Raw genomic sequence first — 18,413 nt, 5'->3', positions numbered from 1 at the left:
GCCGTCACTTCCGGCCGGGTTCCGGGCGGGGCGCGGGCAGGTCGGGGTGGAGACGGGCCAGCAGCCGGTCGCGCTCGCGGAGGAAGACCGGGTCCTCCTGGTAGTCGGAGTGGCCGAGGATCGGCGCGGGCAGCGGGTGTTCGGGGGTGCGGCCGTAGGCGCGCGGGTCGGGCAGCGGCTCGTGGTCGACCTCGGGGCCGGATCTGGCGGGCAGCCGGACGGGGCCGCCGATGGGGTCGGTGCGGCGGTGGAGGTTGCGCCAGCAGCAGATGTCCCGGTGCAGGGCGGCAAGGGCGGCCGGGCCGAAGTGGGCCGGGAACCAGCGCCCGTAGAGCCGTTCCAGCGGTGAGCCGTAGGTGAGCAGGGCGACGCGCTGCCGTACGGCGGGCGGGAGCTGCCAGGCCGCCGCGGCGACCAGGACGCTGCCCTGCGAGTGGCCGGAGAGGACGAGACGGCCGCCGGTGCGCTCGGTCCAGGTCGCGGTGCGCCAGGTCAGGTCGGGTACGGCGCGCTCGGCGTAGCAGGGGGGCGCGAAGGGGTGGGCGGCACGCGGCCAGAAGGTGCCGACGTCCCACAGGATGCCTATGGTCCGGCGGGCCGAGGCGTCCTTGTAGGCGCGGCGCCCCCAGGTGACGAAGAGCAGGAAGCCGACGCCGACCAGCCAGGAGCCGAGCGTCTGGCAGACCTCGGCGGCGGCCCGGACGGGGGTACCGGCGTGCCGGGCGGCGTGGGCGGGCGCGAGCCCGGTGACGAGGGCGCCGGTGAGGGCTCCCGCGCCGGCGATCAGGGTGGCGACGGAGCCCACGGCGAGGATCAGGGGCGCGCGGTCGGTGAGGGTCGCCATGGCGCGGACGTGGGCGATGCGGCGGGTGCGGTGGGGGTCCTCCGGCTCACCGGGGTGCTCGGCCCGCACCCTGCGGCGCTCGGCGCGGGCGAGGCGCGCGGTGCGCCGGGCCAGGAAGGCGATCAGCACGAGCAGCACCGCGAGTACGGGCGGGATCGCGGACGCCTGCCAGGTGAGGGTGACGGGTGGCCCGGTGATGGAGGCGTGGGTGCCGTCCAGCCAGTCGGCGACGCGCTGGGCGACCCCGCCGGAGGCGACCCCGCCGAGCGCGCAGGCGAGCAGGGCGACGGCCGGTCCGCCGAGGCCGCGCATCGCGGCGCGGGGGTCGGGCAGGCGCCGGTGCAGCCGGCGGGCGACGATCGCGAGCGCGACGACGAGGATGCCCTGGGTCAGCATGATCGCGCCGAAGGCCGGGTCGCCGGGCAGCCGTCCGGCGGACTCCCAGCCCGGCCGGGACCAGCAGACGTAGGCGACGGCGAGCAGCAGCAGGGCGAGGGCGCCGAGCGGCAGGGCGCGCAGCAGGTGGCGGTCGAGCGTCTGGTCGAGCTGGCGTTCGCTGCGGCCCCGGCGGCAGACGACCGCGACCGCCACGCAGGCCCAGGCGAGGATGCCGGTGCCGAGCAGCACCCCGAGGAGGTGGAGGAGGGCCGGTCCGCCGGGGCGGTGGTCGAAGCGGACGGCGGGCAGGGCGACGGCGGCGGCGACGGTGAGGAGGCCGGCGGCGGTGTGCGCGGCGCGGAGGCGGGCGCCGAGGCGGCGTCCGTACCAGAAGCCGGGGCGGGCGAGCGCGCCCTGGTCGGGAGCCGGTTCGGCGGTGGTGGTCAGGGGCCGGTGCGACTCGTACGCGCTCCAGGTGCGGTGGGAGAGGTACCAGAGCAGCGCGGTGAGCAGGGTGGGCGCCAGGGCGGCGAGGGCGAGGCGGCGGCCGGGCGGGGTCCACCAGCCGCCCTCGGAGAGGGTGGGCGAGAGGAAGGTGAGCCAGGCGTGGCGGCCGGCGCAGGCGGGGGCACCGGCGCACTGCCAGGCCACCAGGTCCAGTGCGACCTCGCAGGCGGCGGCGACCAGGAGCACGGTCAGGGTGAGCGCGGCCAGCCGGACGAGGAGGCCGTAGAGGCGGACGGCGGCGCCGGGGCGCTCGACGGAGGGGCGCATCCAGTGGGCGAGGTTGACCACCATGAAGGGCAGCAGCAACAGCCACAGGGCGCGGGTGCCGTTGCCGGAGGTGAGGTTGCACCAGACGTACGCCTCGCGGACCGGCCCGTCGCCGGGACGTTCGTCCAGTGCGGGGCCCGCGCCTCCGGCGGACATTGGGACGTCCTCGGCGCGGCGGTAGACGGCGGCCGTGTCGTCACCGGTGACGCGGATCGTGCGCGGGTCGGCGAGCATCTTCTCGGGGGTGGTGCCACCGACGCCGTGCACCAGGAGTTCCAGGCCGCGTTCCGCCGTGGCGGCCGCCGGGACCGGCGGGTCCGTGAGGTCCGGCCGGGGATCGGTGAGGCGTTCCCGCGCGTGTTCCACTTGTCGTCCGCACTTCCGTTGTCACCTGAGGAGTCTCAAGTCCGTGCGGGCTTCAGGTTCTCCGTTTACGAGGTGGCGTACACCTGGCGAACGGCCTTGTCACGGAATCTCCCCGATCCGGGTGACCATGGCCGCCATGGTGGCCGCACACATGTGCGCGCGCCCTATGGGTGCATGGTGACAGCCAGTGGCGCGCCCCATGGCGGCCCGTGACAAGATGAGACGCTGGCGCATGTGGCGGGGCTTGGGAACGGGCAGGTCACCGCGGGTGCGCCAGTCGGCTCGGACAGGTGTGGCGAAAGGACCGGAGCGTACGTGAGCGAGAATCAGAACCTCCTCGCGGAGCAGCGGCGCGCTCTGATCGTGGACGAGGTCCGGCGGCGGGGCGGTGTCCGGGTCAATGAACTGACCCGTCAACTGGGCGTCTCGGACATGACCGTGCGCCGCGATCTGGACGCGCTGGCCCGGCAGGGCGTGCTGGAGAAGGTGCACGGCGGCGCGGTCCCGGTGGTCGAGGCGAGCACGCACGAGCCGGGGTTCGAGGCCAAGTCGGGCCTGGAACCGACCGCCAAGGAGGAGATTGCGCGGGCGGCCGCGCGCCTGGTGGCGCCGGGTTCGGCGATCGCGCTGTCCGGCGGTACGACCACCTACACGCTGGCCCGGCAGCTCCTGGAGGTGCCCGATCTGACCGTGGTGACGAACTCGGTGCGGGTCGCGGACGTCTTCCACACCGCGCAGCGCACCTCGGGCCGGCGGCCGGGCGCGGCCACGGTGGTGCTGACCGGCGGGGTGCGCACCCCGTCCGACTCGCTGGTGGGCCCGGTCGCGGACCGGGCGATCGCCGCGCTCCACTTCGATCTGCTGTTCCTCGGCGTGCACGGCATATCGGCGGAGGCCGGGCTGTCCACGCCGAATCTCGCCGAGGCGGAGACCAACCGGCAGTTGGTGCGCTCGGCGCGTCGGGTCGTGGTGGTCGCCGACCACACCAAGTGGGGCACGGTGGGCCTGAGTTCGTTCGCCGCGCTGGACGACGTGGACACGCTCGTCACGGACGGCGGGCTGCCCGCCGAGGCCCGTACGGAGATCTCCGAGCGGCTGCGGCGCCTGGTGGTGGCGGGGGAGCCGGAGGAGGACGAGGAGCCCGAGGGCCCCGAGGAGGACTGACGGCGCGCCGGGGGCGCCCCCGCGATCAGTCCGGCCACACCCCCGTGGCCAGCAGCGACTCGATCGCGGCCGTGTAGGGCGCGATGTCGAGGTTCTGCTCCTCCAGCCAACTGTCGGAGTAGTACTTGTCGAGGTAGCGGTCACCGGGGTCGCACAGCAGGGTGACCACACTGCCGTTCCGGCCCTCGGCGACCATCTCGGAGACGATCTTCAGTGCGCTCCACAGCCCCGTCCCGGTGGAGCCGCCCGCCTTGCGGCCGAGCGCCCGCTCCAGCGCGCGGACGGCGGCCACGCTCGCGGCGTCCGGGACCTTCATCATGCGGTCGATCGCGCCGGGCACGAAGCTGGGCTCCATGCGCGGCCGCCCGATCCCCTCGATGCGGGAGCCGCAGTCGCAGGTGACGTCCGGGTCGCCGGTGGTCCAGCCCTCGAAGAAGCAGGAGTTCTCGGGGTCGGCCACACAGACCCGGGTGTCGTGCTGGAGGTAGTGCACATAGCGGGCGAGGGTGGCCGAGGTGCCGCCGGTGCCGGCCGTGGCGACGATCCAGGTGGGCACCGGGTACCGCTCCAGCGCGAGCTGCCGGAAGATCGACTCGGCGATGTTGTTGTTGCCGCGCCAGTCGGTGGCGCGCTCGGCGTAGGTGAACTGGTCCATGAAGTGGCCGCCGGTCTCCGCCGCGAGCCGCGCGGACTCGGCGTACATGGTGCGCGGGTCGTCCACGAAGTGGCAGCGGCCGCCGTGGAACTCGATGAGCCGGCACTTCTCGGCGCTGGTGGTGCGCGGCATGACGGCGATGAACGGCACGCCGATCAGGGACGCGAAGTATGCCTCGGAGACGGCGGTCGAGCCGCTGGACGCCTCGATCACCGGGCGGCCGGGGCGAATCCAGCCGTTGCACAGGCCGTAGAGGAAGAGCGAGCGGGCGAGGCGGTGCTTGAGGCTGCCGGTGGGGTGGGTCGACTCGTCCTTGAGGTAGAGGTCGATGCCCCATTCCTCGGGCAGCGGGAAGCGCAGCAGATGCGTGTCCGCCGAGCGATTCGCATCTGCTTGGACCTTGCGCACGGCCTCTTTGAGCCAGTTGCGGTAGGCCGCGTCACTGCGGTCGACATCGAGGGTGGCGCCGGTCCGGGCCGGTGGGGTGCTGCTCACGGCGGGGCTCCTTACGCTGGGCGCCGACGACGCCCGGCGCGGTCGGCAGCCCGATCATAGGCATCAGTCGCACCGCTTCTCACCTGCATCAACGCATCTTTGAGCCACCCAAAGGCAGCCTGGGGCACACCCGTACGAGGGGGCGCGGGGGCGCATTGGCGCGAGTGCTCCAGCGCCACGTGCGCCCCGTCCGCGCGCACTGGTGCTCCCGTCCGCGCCGGGGCAGACTGCACCGCGTCGGACCGGCCGCCGCGCGGGGGCCGGTGGACCGGTACGCGCGAGGGGGCGGTGCGGGATGGCGGAGCCGGAGTTCACGGCGAGAGGCGTGCGCATCGGCAAGGGGGTGCGCTCGCTGACGCGGGCGGGCCGGGTCCGGGTCGGCGACGGCAGGGTGGAGCTGCTCACCAGTGCGGGCAGCGAGATCGACAGCGCCCCCGTCGGGACCGTACGGGCCTGCAGACCGTGGTTCGGCTCGCAGGACCGGGCCCAGGCCGAGCTGAACGGCCACCGCTACCAGCTCACGCTCACCGAGCGTGACACCGCGCCCGGTGAACCGGGGCCGCCCGCCGCCCGTCGGTTCGTCGAAGCGGTGCGCCGCGCCGCCGGTCGCGGTGGCTGACCTGCGGGCCACCGTGGCGAGTTGCGGGAGGGCGGGCACTGCGGCACGCTGATCTCACGTCACTCTGGGTTTACCGGAGGTAACGCTACGGACCAGCCCGTCGGCCTCGACGGCAGGCGGTCACAGGGACGTTGGCGCCCTCCCGGATTTCCGTTGTTCTCCGTGTTCCTCCGGTCGATCCGGACCTCACACCGGGGAGTCGCAGCCGTGATCAGTTACCCGAACAGGCACTGCACGGTGGAGCTCCAAGCCCTGCCGTCGCGGATCGGCCAGGTCCGCAGAATCGTATCTGCGCAATTGCGCTACTGGCGTCTGGACCCGTTGATAGACCGGGCCGCGCTCGGTGTGACCGAGCTGCTGAGCAACGTCCACCGACATGCCCGGCCCGACAAGTCGTGCACCGTGGAGCTGGAGTTCCAGTCCGACCGGCTCACCGTCTCGGTCCGCGACCGCGATCCACGTCTTCCCGTGGTGGCCGACACCGCCGGGACGGCGGACGCCGGTCCGCTCGCCACCTGCGGGCGGGGCCTGGGGATGGTGGCCGCCGTCAGCGAGAGCTGGGGGTGCCGGCCGGACGGCGAGGACGGCAAGGTCGTGTGGTTCGCGCTGTCCACGACCGCCGCCCCGGCACCGCTTCCACCGGCGCCGAAGCCGGCCCGCGCGGCCAAGAAGCGGCCCGAGCCCGCGCCGCTCACCGTCCAGCCACCGGTCCGCGCACCCGAACCCGTCGTGGTCCACGCCCCGATGCCCGAGCCCTCGGTGGCGCACGGCCCGGCCCGCTCCCCCGAGCCCGCCGTGGCCCACGCCCCCGCAGGCACCCCGGCACCGGAACCGGCCCTGGCCCACGCGGCAGCCGAACCCCTGGCTCCCGAACCGGCCGTCGCCCACACCGCGCCCGAACCCGTCGCGGTGGCAGCGGCCCCCGCGACATCGGCCGTCCCCGGCTGACCCAACGGCACGCCGTGCCCGGTACCGCGCCCGTGCGCCGTACCGGGCCGCGGCGCACTACGCCCCGAAGAACCGCCCTGCCGCCAGCTCCAGGTAGGAGGCCAAGGAGCCGGGCAGCGCCCGGAGTTCGGACAGCGAGCCGATCAACTCGACCCGCTCGAACTCGGGGTCCACCCCCGCCGCCCGCTCGGCACGTGCCAACTCCGCGTGCCGCTCGCGCAGTTCGCGGGCGGGGCGCGGCGGGGCGGTGAAGAGGAAGCCCACGCTGCCCCGAGTTCCCCGGACCACCGGTCCTGGCACGAGGGCGTCGGCGGGGGTGTCGGAACCGGTCTCCTCGGCCAGTTCGCGCGCCGCGTGGCGCCGGAGCAGGCCGAGGTCCAACACGGCACCGTCGTCCGGAGGTTCGAGCGTGCCGCCGGGCGGCTGCCACCGGCCGGGGAACGAGGTGGTGGCCGACATCCGGCCCACCAGCAGGCGCCCGTCGTCGGAGGGTTGCAACACCGCCACGAACAGCGCCGCGACGGCCGGTGCGCCCGGCAGCCCGCGCAGGACGTTGAAGCGGTACGTCAGCCTCGTCCAGGAGACCGACAGGCCGCCGGCCCCATCGCGTTCGAAGCCGGCGAGTGCGGCCACCGGACCGTCGAACAGGGCCGGGTTGGCGCGCACGGCGGCCGCCCAGCGGTGGTCCATCGTCGTGCGCAGAGCGGCGGGGAGGACGGGCGGGGCGGTCTCCTCGAAGCGGAGGCGGGAGACGTCCCACAGCTCCGCCGTCACCGCGGGGCCGCCCGTCACCGCAGGGCCGCGAGGGGGTCGTCGAGGACCGGCTGCCAGGCGAGTTCGGCGGCGCCGACCAGACTGTCGTGGTCCAGGGTGCACGGCAGGATGGGCACGCTGCCGCTCTGCCCCCACAGGCTGCGCTCGGCGACCACCGCGCGCAGCCGCTCGGGGTCGGCGTTGAGCAGGCCCCGGTGCAGGCCGCCGAGGATGACGCGGTCGGGGTTGAGGATGTTGACCAGGCCGGCCAGCCCCAGGCCGAGCCGGTCGATCAGGGTCTCGGCGGCGGCGCGCACGGCGGGCTCGGCGTACCGGGTGCGCAGCAGGTCGTCGGCCTGGGCCAGGAGGGACACCTCGGGGCCGGGGTCGAGGCCGGCCTCCGTGAGGAGGGCGAGCGGGTCGGCCTCGACGTCGAGACAGCCCCGGCTGCCGCAGTGGCAGACGCGGCCCTCGGGGTTGACGGTGAGGTGGCCGACCTCCAGGGCGAGGCCCGAACTCCCGGTGTGCAGGCGGCCGTCGAGGACGAGCGCGCCGCCGACGCCCCGGTGCCCGGTGGCCACGCACAGCAGATGCCGGGCGCCCCGGCCCGCGCCGTGCCGGTGTTCGGCGAGGGCGGCGAGGTTGACGTCGTTGCCCGCGAAGGCGGGGCCGGTGATCCCGGCGGCGTGCACGAGGTCGGTGAAGATGCGGCGCACCGGTTCCCCGGCGGGCCAGGCCAGGTGGAGGGGGTTGAGGGCGAGCCCGTCGGGTTCGGCGACGGCGGACGGTACGGCGAGCCCGGCGCCCACGCAGCGGCGGCCCGTGGCGCGCAGCAGGTCGGCGCCCGCCTCCACCACCGCGCCCAGCACCTTGGCCGGGTCGGCGTCGACGGTCTCGCAGCCGGGCGTGGTCGCCACGATCCGTCCGCCGAGGCCGACCAGGGCGGCCCGGAAGCCGTCCGTGTGCACTTGCGCGGCCAGCGCGACGGGCCCGTCCTCGGCGACCTCCAGGCGGTGCGAGGGCCGGCCCTGGGAACCGGCGGGGGCGCTGGGGCGGGCGTCGACCCTGATCAGGCCGAGCGCCTCCAGTTCGGCGGCGACGGCACCGGCGGTGGCGCGGGTGACGCCGAGTTCGGCGGTGAGCACGGCGCGGGTCGGGGCGCGTCCGGTGTGCACCAGCTCCAGCGCGGGGCCGAGGGCACCGCGTCCCCGGTCCAGCCGCGCCCGTGAGATGGGTCCTGCCCCCGCCTTCCGGGGGTCCGCCATGCCGCTCATGGGGGCGAGTCTCGCATGATCCGCGCCGGTCGTGACCTGTCTCGTGACCGATGCGACATGGTCAGCCGGCGGGGGCGGTCAGGCCGCTCACCCGGAGGGTGATGTTGAGCCGCCCGGTCAGGCCCAGCTCGGGCGGCGCGGTGCCGGGGTGCACGCGCGGGACGCCGTGGAAGGCGAGGCGGGAGGGGCCGCCGAAGACGAAGAGGTCGCCGCTGCGCAGCTCCACGTCCGTGTAGGGGCGGGTACGGGTCTCGGTGTTGCCGAAGCGGAACACGCAGGTGTCGCCGAGGCTGAGGGAGACCACCGGGGCGTCGGAGCGTTCGTCGCCGTCGCGGTGCATGCCCATGCGCGCATCGCCGTCGTAGAAGTTGATCAGGGCGATGTCGTAGGGGTCGCCGGGAACCGCGTCGGGGCCGAGGGCGTCGGCGACCGCGTTCCGGGCCAGTTCGCCGAGCCAGGCCGGGAAGGGTTTCACGGGAGCGTTGTCGCCGTCGACCACGGTGCGGGCGTAGGCGTACGGGTACCAGTGCCAGCCGAGGCAGACCTGCCGGGCGGTCATCGTGCCGCCGCCGGGGGTGTGGACGGTGCGCAGTCCGGCCGGCGGGCGGGCCCACTCGCGGCAGGCGGTGAGCAGCGCGCGCTGCCGGTCCGCGTCCAGCCAGTGCGGGACGTGCACGGCGCCCGGAGCGGCTTCGGCAGGCTCCCTCGGGAAGAGTTCCACGTCCATGCGCCCCATCGTGCCCCAGAAGCGGCCGAACGGTCCTGAGCTGGGGCTCGGCTAGCCTGGGGGGCGATGAACGACCGCATGACGACTCCGTGGGGCGAGACCGAGCTGTCCCGTTTCCCCGATGATCCCCGCGACCGGCTGCGTGCCTGGGACGCCTCCGACGCGTATCTGCTGCGGCATCTGGCCGGGGAAGGGGTGGATCTGTCGGGCGAGGTCGTGGTGCTCGGCGACCGCTGGGGCGCGCTGGCGACGGCGCTCGCCGCGCACCGGCCGACGCAGATCACCGACTCCTTCCTGAGTCAGGAGGCCACCCGGGCCAACCTGGCGCGGGCCGGCGTCGGCCCCGGCGCGGTACGGCTGCTGACCACGCAGGACCCGGTGCCGGAGCGGGTGGACGTGCTGCTGGTCCGCGTGCCCAAGAGCCTGGCGCTGCTGGAGGACCAGTTGCTGCGGCTGGCGCCCGCCGTGCACGCGGGGACGGTGGTGGTCGGCACCGGCATGGTGAAGGAGATCCACACCTCCACGCTGAAGCTGTTCGAGCGGATTCTCGGGCCGACCCGCACCTCGCTGGCCGAGCAGAAGGCCCGGCTGATCTTCTGCACCCCCAACCCGTCGCTCGTCGCGCCGGACAACCCCTGGCCGTACGGCTACACCCTGCCGGACGGGGTCGGGGCGGCGTCGGGGCGGCCGGTGGTCAACCATGCGGGCGTCTTCTGCGCCGACCGGCTGGACATCGGCACCCGCTTCTTCCTGGGGCACCTCCCCAAGACGCGCGGGCGCCGCGTGGTGGACCTCGGCTGCGGCAACGGCGTGGTGGGCACGGCGGTGGCGCTGGCCGACCCGGAGGCCGAGGTGCTGTTCGTGGACGAGTCGTTCCAGGCCGTCGCCTCCGCCGAGGCCACGTACAAGGCGAACGGCGTGCCGGGGCACGCGGAGTTCCGGGTCGGGGACGGGCTGGCCGGGGTGGCTTCCGGCAGCGTGGACCTGGTGCTGAACAACCCGCCCTTCCACTCCCACCAGGCCACCAGCGACGCCACGTCCTGGCGGATGTTCACGGGTGCCGAGCGGGCGCTGCGGCCGGGCGGCGAGCTGTGGGTGATCGGCAACCGGCACCTGGGCTACCACGTGAAGCTGAAGCGGCTGTTCGGCAACTGTGAACTGGTGGCCAGTGACCCGAAGTTCGTGGTGCTGAAGGCGGTCAAGAAGGGCTGACGCCGAGTACGCGGACGATCCGGGCCACCTCGTCGGCCATGGCCGCCCGGCCGTCGGCGAGGTAGGTGCGGGGGTCGACGGTCTCGGGGTGCCGGCCGAGGTGCTCGCGGACCGCTCGGGTGAGGGCCGTGTTGAGCGCGGTGCCGACGTTGACCTTGCCGATGCCGCCCTCCACCGCCTTGACCAGCTCGTCGTCCGGCACGCCCGAGGAGCCGTGCAGCACGAGGGGCACGGCCAGTTCGGCGGCGAGCCGCTTGAGGAGGGCGTGGTCCAGGGCGGCGGTACGGGTGGTCATGGCGTGGGTGCTGCCGACGGCCACGGCGAGCGCGTCGACCCCGGTCCGTGCGACGAAGTCCCGCGCCTCGGCGGGGTCGGTTCGGGCGCCGGGGGCGTGCGCGTCCAGCGGGGGTCTGCCGTCCTTGCCGCCTATCTGGCCCAACTCGGCCTCGATCCACAGCCCTTGGGAATGCGCCCAGTCGGCGGCCGCTTGGGTGGCGGCCAGGTTCTCGGAGTAGGGCAGGCGGGCGGCGTCGTACATCACCGAGCTGAAACCGGCGTCCGGGGCGCGGCGCAGGAGGTCGTCGCTCTGGACGTGGTCGAGGTGCAACGCGACGGGTACGGCGGCCTGTTCGGCGGCGGAGACGGCGGCGCGGGCGAGGGGCCGGAGGTGACCGTTCCTGAACTTGACCGCGTTCTCGCTCACTTGGAGCACGACGGGCGCTCCGGCCGTCTCTGCTCCGGTGACGACGGCCTCGATGTGTTCGAGGGTGATGATGTTGAACGCGGCCACGGCGGTGCGCAGCCGGGCGGCTCGGGTGATCAGTTCACCGGTGGTGGTGAGGGGCACGGCGGCTGGTCCCTTCCGCGTTCAGGGGGTGAGGATCACCGAGCGGGTGAGGTGGCGGGGCCGGTCGGGGTCGAGTCCCCGGGCGGCGGCCACGGCGACGGCGAGACGCTGGACGCGGATCAGTTCGGCGAGCGGGTCGAGTCCGCCCTCGATCCACAACGCGCCGGTCGCGCGCACCTGTTCGGCGAGCCCCTCGGGGGCCGGGCCGAGCGTCCAGGTCGCGGTGTCCTGGGTGCTGATGCTGATCGGGCCGTGCCGGTATTCCATCGCCGGGTACGCCTCGGTCCAGGACAGTGACGCCTCGCGCATCTTCAGCGCCGCCTCGTTCGCCAGTCCCACGGTCCAGCCCCGGCCCAGGAAGGTGAACTCCCGTCGCCTCAGCAGCCCTTCGGGCAGCGGGACGGTGAGGGCCGCGCGGGCGTCGGTGACGGCGGCCGGGGTGTGCAGTCCGAGGTGGGCGCGGAGCAGGGTGAAGGCGGTGGTGGCGAACCGGGTCTGGACCACGGAACGTTCGTCGGCGTAACCGAGGACCACGAGGTCGTCGGCGGCCTGGCGTATGGGCGTCTCGGGGTCGGCGGTGATCGCGGTGGTCCGTGTCGTGCCCTTCAACTGGGCCAGCAGATCGAGCACTTCGGTGGTCGTGCCCGATCGGGTGAGGGCGATGACCTGGTCGTAGGACCGGCCGGGGGGGAACTCCGAGGCGGCGAAGGCGTCCGTCTCGCCCTGTCCCGCGCCCTCGCGCAGCGCGGCCGCGGACCGCGCCATGAAGTGCGAGGTCCCGCAGCCGACGAACGCGACCCGCTCCCCCGGCACCGGCAGGGCCGCCCGGTACGGGCCCGCCTCCCGCGCCGCCCGCTCCCAGCACTCGGGCTGGCTCCTCAGCTCGTCCTCGACATGGCTCATGCCACACCCTCCCCTGGCTGATCGTTCGTGCAAGATACTGCCGACTTTCGAGCACAATCAAGCATCGGGACGTGAACAGTCCGTGCGTTAGGGTCGCCGGGAGATCACAGGAACGGAGACCCGATGGCGCGGGACACCCGCTGGCAGGCACTGCTCGAACTCCTCGCGGAGCGAGGCAGGTTGGAGGTCGAGGAGGCGGCGGCCGAACTGGCGGTGTCGGCGGCGACCATCCGCCGGGACCTCGACGGGCTGGCCGAGCAGCGGATGCTCGTACGGACGCGGGGTGGCGCGGTGGCGCACGGGGTGTCGTACGAGCTGCCGCTGCGCTACAAGACGGCCCGGCACGCCTCCGAGAAGCAGCGGATCGCGGCGGCGGTGGCGGAGCTGGTGACGCCTGGCGAGGCGGTGGGGCTGACCGGGGGCACGACGACCACGGAGGTGGCCCGCGCCCTGGCCGTGCGCCCCGATCTGGCCGTCGGCTCGCCCGCGTTGACGGTGGTCACCAACGCGCTCAACATCGCGGGGGAACTCGCCGTGCGGCCGCAGTTCAAGATCGTGGTGACCGGCGGGGTCGCGCGTCCGCAGTCGTTCGAGCTGGTCGGGCCGCTCGCGGACGGGGTGCTCGGCGCGGTCACGCTGGACGTGGCGGTGCTCGGGGTGGGCGCCTTCGACCCGGTGCACGGCGCGGCGGCGCACGACGAGTCGGAGGCGGCGGTCAACCGAATGCTCTGCGAGCGCGCGGAGCGGGTGGTGGTCGCGGCCGACTCCAGCAAGCTTCAGCGGCGGGCGTTCGCCCGCATCTGCGGCCCGGAGCCGGTGGACACGCTCGTGACGGACACCGCGGTCACCCCGGAGACGGTGCGCCGGTTCGAGGAGGCGGGCGTGCGGGTGCTGGCCGTGTGAGCCACCCCGACCGGACTGCGAGTGCCGGCCCTGCGAGCCACCCCGACCAGACTGCGGGCGCGGCGCGCGTGAGCCACCCCGATCAGACTGCGGGCGCGGGCCGCGTGAGCCGCCCCCGATCAGACTGCGGGCGCGGGCCGCGTGAGCCACCCTGACCAGACTGCGAGCGCCGGCCGCGTGAGCCACCCCCGATCAGACTGCGGGCGCGCGGGCCGTCCGGGCCGGCCGGATCAGGCGGCGGGCAGGCCCACGCTCGCGCCGAGCCGGGTCACGGCGTGCCGGAAGAAGCGCTCGCGGTCGAGCACCACCCGCTCAAACTGACCGAACAGCTCGAACCCGACCAGCCCGAACAGCTCCGCCCACGCGGCGACCATGGCGGGCGCGGCCTCCACCGGCAGCTCGGCGATGTCGGCCGCCATGCGCTCGGCCTCGGGCCGCAGCTCGGCGGGGAGCGACAGCCCGGTGAGGCCGGGCCCCCGGTCGGCGTCGCGGACCACACCGATCAGCACCATGGCCACCCGCGCCGCGGACGGGATGGTGGTGGCGGGGGCGGCGTATCCCGGTACCGGGGAGCCGTAGATCAGGGCGTACTCGTGCGGATGGGCCAGCGCCCATACCCGTACCGCCTCGCACGCGACCGTCCAGCGGCGCATGAACTCCCCCTCGGGGACGCCCGCGTGGGCGTTCTCGGCCGCCGCGCCCAGCGAGTCGTAGGCGTCGATGATCAGCGCGGTCAGCAGGTCGTCGCGACTCGGGAAGTACCGGTAGAGCGCGGAGGACACCATGCCCAGCTCGCGGGCCACGGCGCGCAGCGAGAGCTTCGCCGCGCCCTCGGCGGCGAGCTGCCTGCGGGCCTCGTCCTTGATGGCCGCGGTGACCTCGGTCCTGGCCCGCGCACGGGCGCCCTCTGCGGTGCTCATGCGGGTCAGTGTGCCATGCGGCGGAGCGGTGCACACAAAGCAGAGCACCGCTCTTGCGCGAGAGCACCGATCTCGGCACACTGGAGAGCGAAGCGAGAGCACCGCTCTCCCGAACCCCTGGGGGTCGTCATGTCGTCCGCGCCGTACTACCTGAAGGCAAGCCCGCTCGGTACCTGGTTCAACGGACTGGTCGGCAAGCTCGCCCGCCTCGGTGTCAGCCTCGCGGGCAGCGCGGAGCTGTCGGTGCGCGGCCGCAAGAGCGGCGAGATGCAGCGCATCCCGGTCAACCCGCACACCTACGACGGCGAGCGGTACCTGGTCTCGGCGCGCGGGCACTCCCAGTGGGTGCGCAACATGCGCGCGGCGCACGGCGGCGAGCTGCGGGTCGGCCGGAAGGTGAGGCCGTTCAGCGCGGTGGAGCTGCCCGACGCGGAGAAGCTCCCCGTCCTGCGGACCTACCTGGAGCGCTGGGGCTGGCAGGTCGACAAGTTCTTCGCCGGGGTGACCGCGAGCAGCTCCGACGCGGAGATCCTCGCGGCCGCCTCCGACCACCCGGTGTTCCGGATCACCATCACGAACTGACGGTGCTCACCGTCACGGACTGACGGTGTCCCCCTGCTCCGGCCGCTCCGGCTCCTCGGCCGGGACCTCCGGCACGGTCCGCCCCCGGTCCAGCGCCGCCAGCGTCCGCTGGGCCAGCGGCCGGGACCTGACCATCTCCCCCAGCGTCGTCGCGCCCGTGGTGATGTCCCGGAACGCCTTCCACGCGGGCCGGAACCCGGTGATCCCGGCGTGGAAGACACCGGGACGGCGCTCGAAGGCGGCCAGCAGCCGCTTGCCGACACTCATCTCCACGCCGAGCCCCGCCTTGATGGCGAAGGCGTAGTTGAGGGCCTGCCGGCGGGTGTCGACCGCGTCGTGGGCCTCGGCGATCCGTACCGCCCACTCCCCCGCGAGGCGCCCGGAGCGCAGCGCGAAGGAGATGCCCTCACGGGTCCAGGGCTCCAGCAGTCCGGCCGCGTCACCGCAGACCAGCACCCGGCCGCGGGAGAGCGGGGAGTCGTCGGCACGGCAGCGGGTCAAGTGCCCGGAGGAGATGCTCGGTTCGAACCCGGCGAGGCCCAGCCGGGCGATGAAGTCCTCCAAGTACCGCTTGGTGGCCGCTCCTTCACCGCGCGCGGAGATCACGCCGACGGTGAGCGTGTCGCCCTTGGGGAAGACCCAGCCGTAACTGCCGGGCAGCGGGCCCCAGTCGATCAGGACGCGGCCCTTCCAGTCCTCGGCGACGGTGTCCGGCACCGGGATCTCGGCCTCCAGACCGAGGTCGACCTGGTCCAGCTTGACCCCGACATGGGCGCCTATCCGGCTGGCGCTGCCGTCCGCGCCGACGACGGCGTGGGCCAGTACCGTCTCGCCGCTCTGCAGAACCACGGCGACGGTGCGCCGGTCGGGGACGGCCGAGCCGTGCTGCTCCACGCGCTGCACGGTGACGCCGGTGCGCACCTCGGCTCCCGCCTTCTGGGCGTGCTCCACCAGGCGCTGGTCGAACTCGGGCCGGTTGATCAGCCCGAACAGCATCTGCCGGGAGCGGCGGGTCCGGGTGAAGCGGCCGTTGTGGGAGAAGGTGACCGCGTGCACCCGGTCCTGGAAGGGGAGTTCGAAGCCGGGCGGGAGCGCGTCGCGGGAGGGGCCGATGATGCCGCCGCCGCACGTCTTGTAGCGGGGCAGTTCCGCCTTCTCCAGGATCAGCACCCGGCGGCCGGCGACGGCCGCCGCGTAGGCCGCCGAGGCGCCCGCGGGTCCCGCGCCGACCACGACGACGTCCCAGACCCGTCGCTCATCATCCGCCGAAGTGTTCTCGCCGCTCACGATGGTCCATCGCTCCGATCAAGCCGCTGCCGCTCCCCCGGTGCACCGCTGACACGGGGCGGGGGACCCCCATGTCCCACGCATCCTACGGCTGGTCCCCGGCGTGGGCCGCTGTGGGAGGATCGGTGTATTCCAGCAGTTCAACGTCGTAACCCACGAGGAGCCGTGCCCATGTCGTCGAATCCGGTCGCCGAGACCGTCGCCTCGCTGATGCCCCGCGCCAAGGCGGAGCTGACCGAGCTGGTCGCCTTCAGGTCGGTGGCGGACTTCGAGCAGTTCCCGCGGAGCGAGAGCGAGGGCGCGGCGAACTGGATCGTGGACGCGCTCACCGCCGAGGGCTTCACCGACGTGGCCCTCCTGGACACCCCCGACGGCACCCAGTCGGTGTACGGCTACCTGCCCGGCCCGGAGGGCGCGAAGACCGTGCTGCTCTACGCCCACTACGACGTGCAGCCCCCGCTGGACGAGGCCGGCTGGACGACGCCCCCGTTCGAGCTGACCGAGCGGAACGGCCGCTGGTACGGGCGCGGCGCGGCCGACTGCAAGGGCGGCCTGATCATGCACCTGCTGGCGCTGCGCGCGCTGAAGGCGAACGGCGGGGTGCCGGTCAATGTCAAGGTGATCGCGGAGGGCTCCGAGGAGCAGGGCACCGGCGGCCTGGAGCGGTACGCGGAGGCGCACCCGGAACTGCTGGCGGCGGACACCATCGTGATCGGCGACACCGGCAACTTCCGGGTGGGCCTGCCGACGGCGACCACCACCCTGCGCGGCATGACGATGCTCCGGGTCCAGGTCGACACCCTGGCCGGGAACCTGCACTCGGGCCAGTTCGGCGGTGCCGCCCCGGACGCGCTCGCCGCACTGATCCGCCTGCTGGACTCGCTGCGCGCGGAGGACGGTTCGACCACCGTGGACGGCCTGACGGCCGACGCCCGCTGGGAGGGTCTGGAGTACGCCGAGGAGCAGTTCCGTAGCGACGCCAAGGTGCTGGACGGCGTCGAGCTGATCGGTGACGGCTCGGTGGCCGACCGCCTGTGGGCGCGTCCGGCGGTGACGGTCATCGGCATCGACTGCCCGCCGGTCGTCGGCGCGACCCCGTCCGTGCAGTCCAGTGCCCGCGCGCAGATCAGCCTCCGGGTGCCGCCGGGCGTGGACGCCGCCGAGGCGACCAAGCTGCTCACCGCCCACCTGGAGGCCCATGTGCCGTGGGGCGCGCGGGTCAGCGTCGAGCAGGTCGGCCAGGGCCAGCCCTTCCGCGCCGACACCACGAGCCCCGCCTACCAGGCGATGGCCGACGCGATGGCGGTCGCCTACCCCGGCGAGACCATGCAGTACGCGGGCCAGGGCGGCTCCATCCCCCTCTGCAACACCCTCGCCGGCCTCTACCCGGACGCCGAGATCCTCCTCATCGGCCTGAGCGAGCCCGAGGCCCAGATCCACGCGGTCAACGAGAGCGTCTCCCCCGAGGAACTGGAGCGCCTCTCGGTCGCGGAAGCCGTGTTCCTGAACAACTACGCGGCGAACTGAGCGAGTTGACGAGGGTGCGCCCAACCATGGGAAGGGGCGCACCCTCCACGACCGCACATCACCCGACCGGGATGCCCGCCTCCAGATACAGCGCCGCCCCGCGCTCGCGGGCTCTCAGCGCCCAGCGGAGGCGTTCGTAGCGGACCGGGGGGAGCATGGTGGCGGCCTCGCGTTCGGTGGCGAAGCGCCAGGCGCGCAACTCCGGGCCGGGGAGCAGTACTTGGGCGGCCTCGTCGGGGCCGAGGCGGCCGCCGTCGAAGAGGAGGCGGAGGCCGCCGTGGCCGGGCGGGGCGGGACGTTCCCAGTCGACCACCAGCAGCCGGGGCACCTCCCGCAGCCGTATCCCGACCTCCTCGGCGACCTCCCGCATCCCGGCACGGGCCGGGGCCTCGCCGCGCTCGACCACGCCGCCGGGGAACTCCCAGCCCGGCTTGTAGGTCGGGTCGACCAGCAGCACCCGGTCCTCCGCGTCGAAGAGCAGCACCCCGGCGGCCAGGGTCTCCCCGGTCGGCTCGGGCGTCTGTACGATCTCGCACGGCCGGGCCGCCCCGCTCCCCACGGCCTCGGTGATCCGGACGGCGCTCTGGTACGGCGTGAGCCGGCTGGTGTCGATGGGGTACGCGTCGGCCGTGAGCCAGGAGGCGAGGGCGGCGCGGTAGGGCTCGATGTGGTCGTACGCCCACTGCCGTTCGCGCGTCTCGGCGTCGGGCAGGCCCGGCGAGGGCTCGCGCCCGGCGATGCGCTGGCGCAAAATCGTTTCGGCCGGGGTGAGCAGCAGATGGCGCACGGAGATCCGGCGGGCGGCGAGGCCGCCGAAGATCTCGTCGCGGTACTCCTGGCGCAGCAGGGTCATGGGAACCACCAGGGTCCCGCCCAGTTCGGCGAGGAGCGCGGCGGCGGTGTCGATCACCAGGCGGCGCCAGATCGGCAGGTCCTGGAAGTCGTCGACCTCGGCGAGGCGCTTGGCCGGCAGCAGGCGCGGGAGCGCCGCGCCGATCAGCTCGGGGTCGAAGAGCGTGCTGTTCGGGATCAGTTCGATCAATTCCCGTGCGGTGGCGGTCTTGCCCGCACCGAACGCGCCGTTGATCCAGACGACGGTCACGGTTCCCCCTCTTCTGTTGGCCCCCTGGGGCTTGCCCGTTCCACCCTGTCACGGAAACCACGCGCAGTTGAGGGCGCACAGCACGGTGCCGGGGCCCCTGGGGCAGGGGTCCCGGCGCCGCGCCGGCGGTCGG

At 74.0% G+C, this 18,413-nt stretch carries 17 protein-coding genes; 7 read left to right on the top strand and 10 right to left on the bottom strand.

Going from position 1 to position 18,413, the window contains the following annotated elements:
- Window positions 1-4: 4 nt before the first annotated feature.
- A complete protein-coding gene (locus tag ACZ3HQ_RS21210) occupies window positions 5-2,362 on the bottom strand; it encodes a hypothetical protein (RefSeq protein ID WP_467513063.1) in 2,358 nt (785 codons plus the stop codon).
- Window positions 2,363-2,677: 315 nt separating this feature from the next.
- On the opposite strand from ACZ3HQ_RS21210, the gene ACZ3HQ_RS21205 reads away from it, so the two are divergent.
- The gene (locus tag ACZ3HQ_RS21205) at window positions 2,678-3,526 is read left to right on the top strand and encodes a DeoR/GlpR family DNA-binding transcription regulator (protein ID WP_467513061.1); all 849 of its coding nucleotides are present in this window, start codon (window positions 2,678-2,680) and stop codon (window positions 3,524-3,526) included.
- Window positions 3,527-3,551: 25 nt separating this feature from the next.
- Here the strand turns inward: ACZ3HQ_RS21205 and cds1 are convergent, their stop codons facing one another.
- Entirely contained in the window at window positions 3,552-4,676 is a 1,125-nt protein-coding gene (cds1, locus tag ACZ3HQ_RS21200; protein WP_467513059.1) for an L-cysteine desulfhydrase Cds1, read from the bottom strand.
- 295 nt (window positions 4,677-4,971) lie between these two features.
- Between cds1 and ACZ3HQ_RS21195 the strand changes: the two genes are divergently transcribed.
- Window positions 4,972-5,295: a hypothetical protein gene (locus ACZ3HQ_RS21195; RefSeq protein ID WP_467513057.1), complete on the top strand. Its 324-nt coding sequence runs from the start codon at window positions 4,972-4,974 to the stop codon at window positions 5,293-5,295.
- A 297-nt stretch (window positions 5,296-5,592) separates the two neighbouring features.
- Window positions 5,593-6,243: an ATP-binding protein gene (locus ACZ3HQ_RS21190; protein ID WP_467513055.1), complete on the top strand. Its 651-nt coding sequence runs from the start codon at window positions 5,593-5,595 to the stop codon at window positions 6,241-6,243.
- 57 nt (window positions 6,244-6,300) lie between these two features.
- Here ACZ3HQ_RS21190 and ACZ3HQ_RS21185 read toward each other — a convergent pair whose 3' ends face one another.
- The 3 genes from ACZ3HQ_RS21185 to ACZ3HQ_RS21175 form a co-directional block, all read right to left on the bottom strand.
- Entirely contained in the window at window positions 6,301-7,017 is a 717-nt protein-coding gene (locus tag ACZ3HQ_RS21185) for an NUDIX hydrolase (RefSeq protein ID WP_467513053.1), read from the bottom strand.
- Window positions 7,018-7,031: 14 nt separating this feature from the next.
- Complete coding sequence (locus ACZ3HQ_RS21180; RefSeq protein WP_467513051.1) at window positions 7,032-8,270, bottom strand: ROK family protein; 1,239 nt, start codon at window positions 8,268-8,270, stop codon at window positions 7,032-7,034.
- A 61-nt stretch (window positions 8,271-8,331) separates the two neighbouring features.
- Entirely contained in the window at window positions 8,332-8,997 is a 666-nt protein-coding gene (locus tag ACZ3HQ_RS21175) for an alpha-ketoglutarate-dependent dioxygenase AlkB family protein (protein WP_467513049.1), read from the bottom strand.
- A gap of 78 nt (window positions 8,998-9,075) precedes the next feature.
- Between ACZ3HQ_RS21175 and ACZ3HQ_RS21170 the strand changes: the two genes are divergently transcribed.
- Window positions 9,076-10,209, top strand: coding sequence for a methyltransferase (locus tag ACZ3HQ_RS21170; protein WP_467513047.1), 1,134 nt, complete (start codon window positions 9,076-9,078; stop codon window positions 10,207-10,209).
- Here ACZ3HQ_RS21170 and ACZ3HQ_RS21165 read toward each other — a convergent pair.
- Window positions 10,196-11,056, bottom strand: a complete 861-nt coding sequence (locus tag ACZ3HQ_RS21165; protein WP_467513046.1) for a class II fructose-bisphosphate aldolase — start codon at window positions 11,054-11,056, stop codon at window positions 10,196-10,198. The genes ACZ3HQ_RS21170 and ACZ3HQ_RS21165 overlap by 14 nt on opposite strands.
- Before the next feature lie 21 nt (window positions 11,057-11,077).
- Window positions 11,078-11,959 (bottom strand): SIS domain-containing protein, encoded by an 882-nt coding sequence (locus ACZ3HQ_RS21160; RefSeq protein ID WP_467513044.1) that lies wholly within the window; start codon window positions 11,957-11,959, stop codon window positions 11,078-11,080.
- 123 nt (window positions 11,960-12,082) lie between these two features.
- On the opposite strand from ACZ3HQ_RS21160, the gene ACZ3HQ_RS21155 reads away from it, so the two are divergent.
- Window positions 12,083-12,862 carry a DeoR/GlpR family DNA-binding transcription regulator gene (locus tag ACZ3HQ_RS21155; RefSeq protein WP_467513043.1) on the top strand — a complete coding sequence of 260 codons (780 nt, stop codon included), beginning with the start codon at window positions 12,083-12,085 and terminating at the stop codon, window positions 12,860-12,862.
- A gap of 230 nt (window positions 12,863-13,092) precedes the next feature.
- Here ACZ3HQ_RS21155 and ACZ3HQ_RS21150 read toward each other — a convergent pair whose 3' ends face one another.
- The gene (locus ACZ3HQ_RS21150; RefSeq protein WP_467513041.1) at window positions 13,093-13,782 is read right to left on the bottom strand and encodes a TetR/AcrR family transcriptional regulator; all 690 of its coding nucleotides are present in this window, start codon (window positions 13,780-13,782) and stop codon (window positions 13,093-13,095) included.
- Between the two features lie 129 nt (window positions 13,783-13,911).
- On the opposite strand from ACZ3HQ_RS21150, the gene ACZ3HQ_RS21145 reads away from it, so the two are divergent.
- Window positions 13,912-14,364 carry a nitroreductase/quinone reductase family protein gene (locus ACZ3HQ_RS21145; RefSeq protein WP_467513040.1) on the top strand — a complete coding sequence of 151 codons (453 nt, stop codon included), beginning with the start codon at window positions 13,912-13,914 and terminating at the stop codon, window positions 14,362-14,364.
- Window positions 14,365-14,376: 12 nt separating this feature from the next.
- Here the strand turns inward: ACZ3HQ_RS21145 and ACZ3HQ_RS21140 are convergent, their stop codons facing one another.
- Window positions 14,377-15,651 (bottom strand): geranylgeranyl reductase family protein, encoded by a 1,275-nt coding sequence (locus ACZ3HQ_RS21140; RefSeq protein WP_467513038.1) that lies wholly within the window; start codon window positions 15,649-15,651, stop codon window positions 14,377-14,379.
- 171 nt (window positions 15,652-15,822) lie between these two features.
- Between ACZ3HQ_RS21140 and ACZ3HQ_RS21135 the strand changes: the two genes are divergently transcribed.
- Complete coding sequence (locus ACZ3HQ_RS21135; protein ID WP_467513036.1) at window positions 15,823-17,178, top strand: M20/M25/M40 family metallo-hydrolase; 1,356 nt, start codon at window positions 15,823-15,825, stop codon at window positions 17,176-17,178.
- 58 nt (window positions 17,179-17,236) lie between these two features.
- Here the strand turns inward: ACZ3HQ_RS21135 and ACZ3HQ_RS21130 are convergent, their stop codons facing one another.
- The gene (locus ACZ3HQ_RS21130) at window positions 17,237-18,280 is read right to left on the bottom strand and encodes an NUDIX hydrolase (protein WP_467513034.1); all 1,044 of its coding nucleotides are present in this window, start codon (window positions 18,278-18,280) and stop codon (window positions 17,237-17,239) included.
- Window positions 18,281-18,413 lie beyond the last annotated feature (133 nt).

The organism is Streptomyces sp. NPDC018263 (genome assembly GCF_055562575.1).
Note: the sequence above shows the minus strand (reverse complement) of the source record. Positions and strands in the feature narration are given on the sequence as shown.

What these genes read in the sequence shown, in the direction of transcription:
- ACZ3HQ_RS21195 (WP_467513057.1), top strand. Translation starts at nt 4,972, where the DNA reads ATGGCGGAGCCGGAGTTCACGGCGAGAGGCGTGCGCATCGGCAAGGGG.
- ACZ3HQ_RS21180 (WP_467513051.1), bottom strand. Translation starts at nt 8,270, where the DNA reads ATGAGCGGCATGGCGGACCCCCGGAAGGCGGGGGCAGGACCCATCTCA.
- ACZ3HQ_RS21175 (WP_467513049.1), bottom strand. Translation starts at nt 8,997, where the DNA reads ATGGACGTGGAACTCTTCCCGAGGGAGCCTGCCGAAGCCGCTCCGGGC.
- ACZ3HQ_RS21170 (WP_467513047.1), top strand. Translation starts at nt 9,076, where the DNA reads ATGACGACTCCGTGGGGCGAGACCGAGCTGTCCCGTTTCCCCGATGAT.
- ACZ3HQ_RS21160 (WP_467513044.1), bottom strand. Translation starts at nt 11,959, where the DNA reads ATGAGCCATGTCGAGGACGAGCTGAGGAGCCAGCCCGAGTGCTGGGAG.
- ACZ3HQ_RS21155 (WP_467513043.1), top strand. Translation starts at nt 12,083, where the DNA reads ATGGCGCGGGACACCCGCTGGCAGGCACTGCTCGAACTCCTCGCGGAG.
- ACZ3HQ_RS21150 (WP_467513041.1), bottom strand. Translation starts at nt 13,782, where the DNA reads ATGAGCACCGCAGAGGGCGCCCGTGCGCGGGCCAGGACCGAGGTCACC.
- ACZ3HQ_RS21145 (WP_467513040.1), top strand. Translation starts at nt 13,912, where the DNA reads ATGTCGTCCGCGCCGTACTACCTGAAGGCAAGCCCGCTCGGTACCTGG.
- ACZ3HQ_RS21135 (WP_467513036.1), top strand. Translation starts at nt 15,823, where the DNA reads ATGTCGTCGAATCCGGTCGCCGAGACCGTCGCCTCGCTGATGCCCCGC.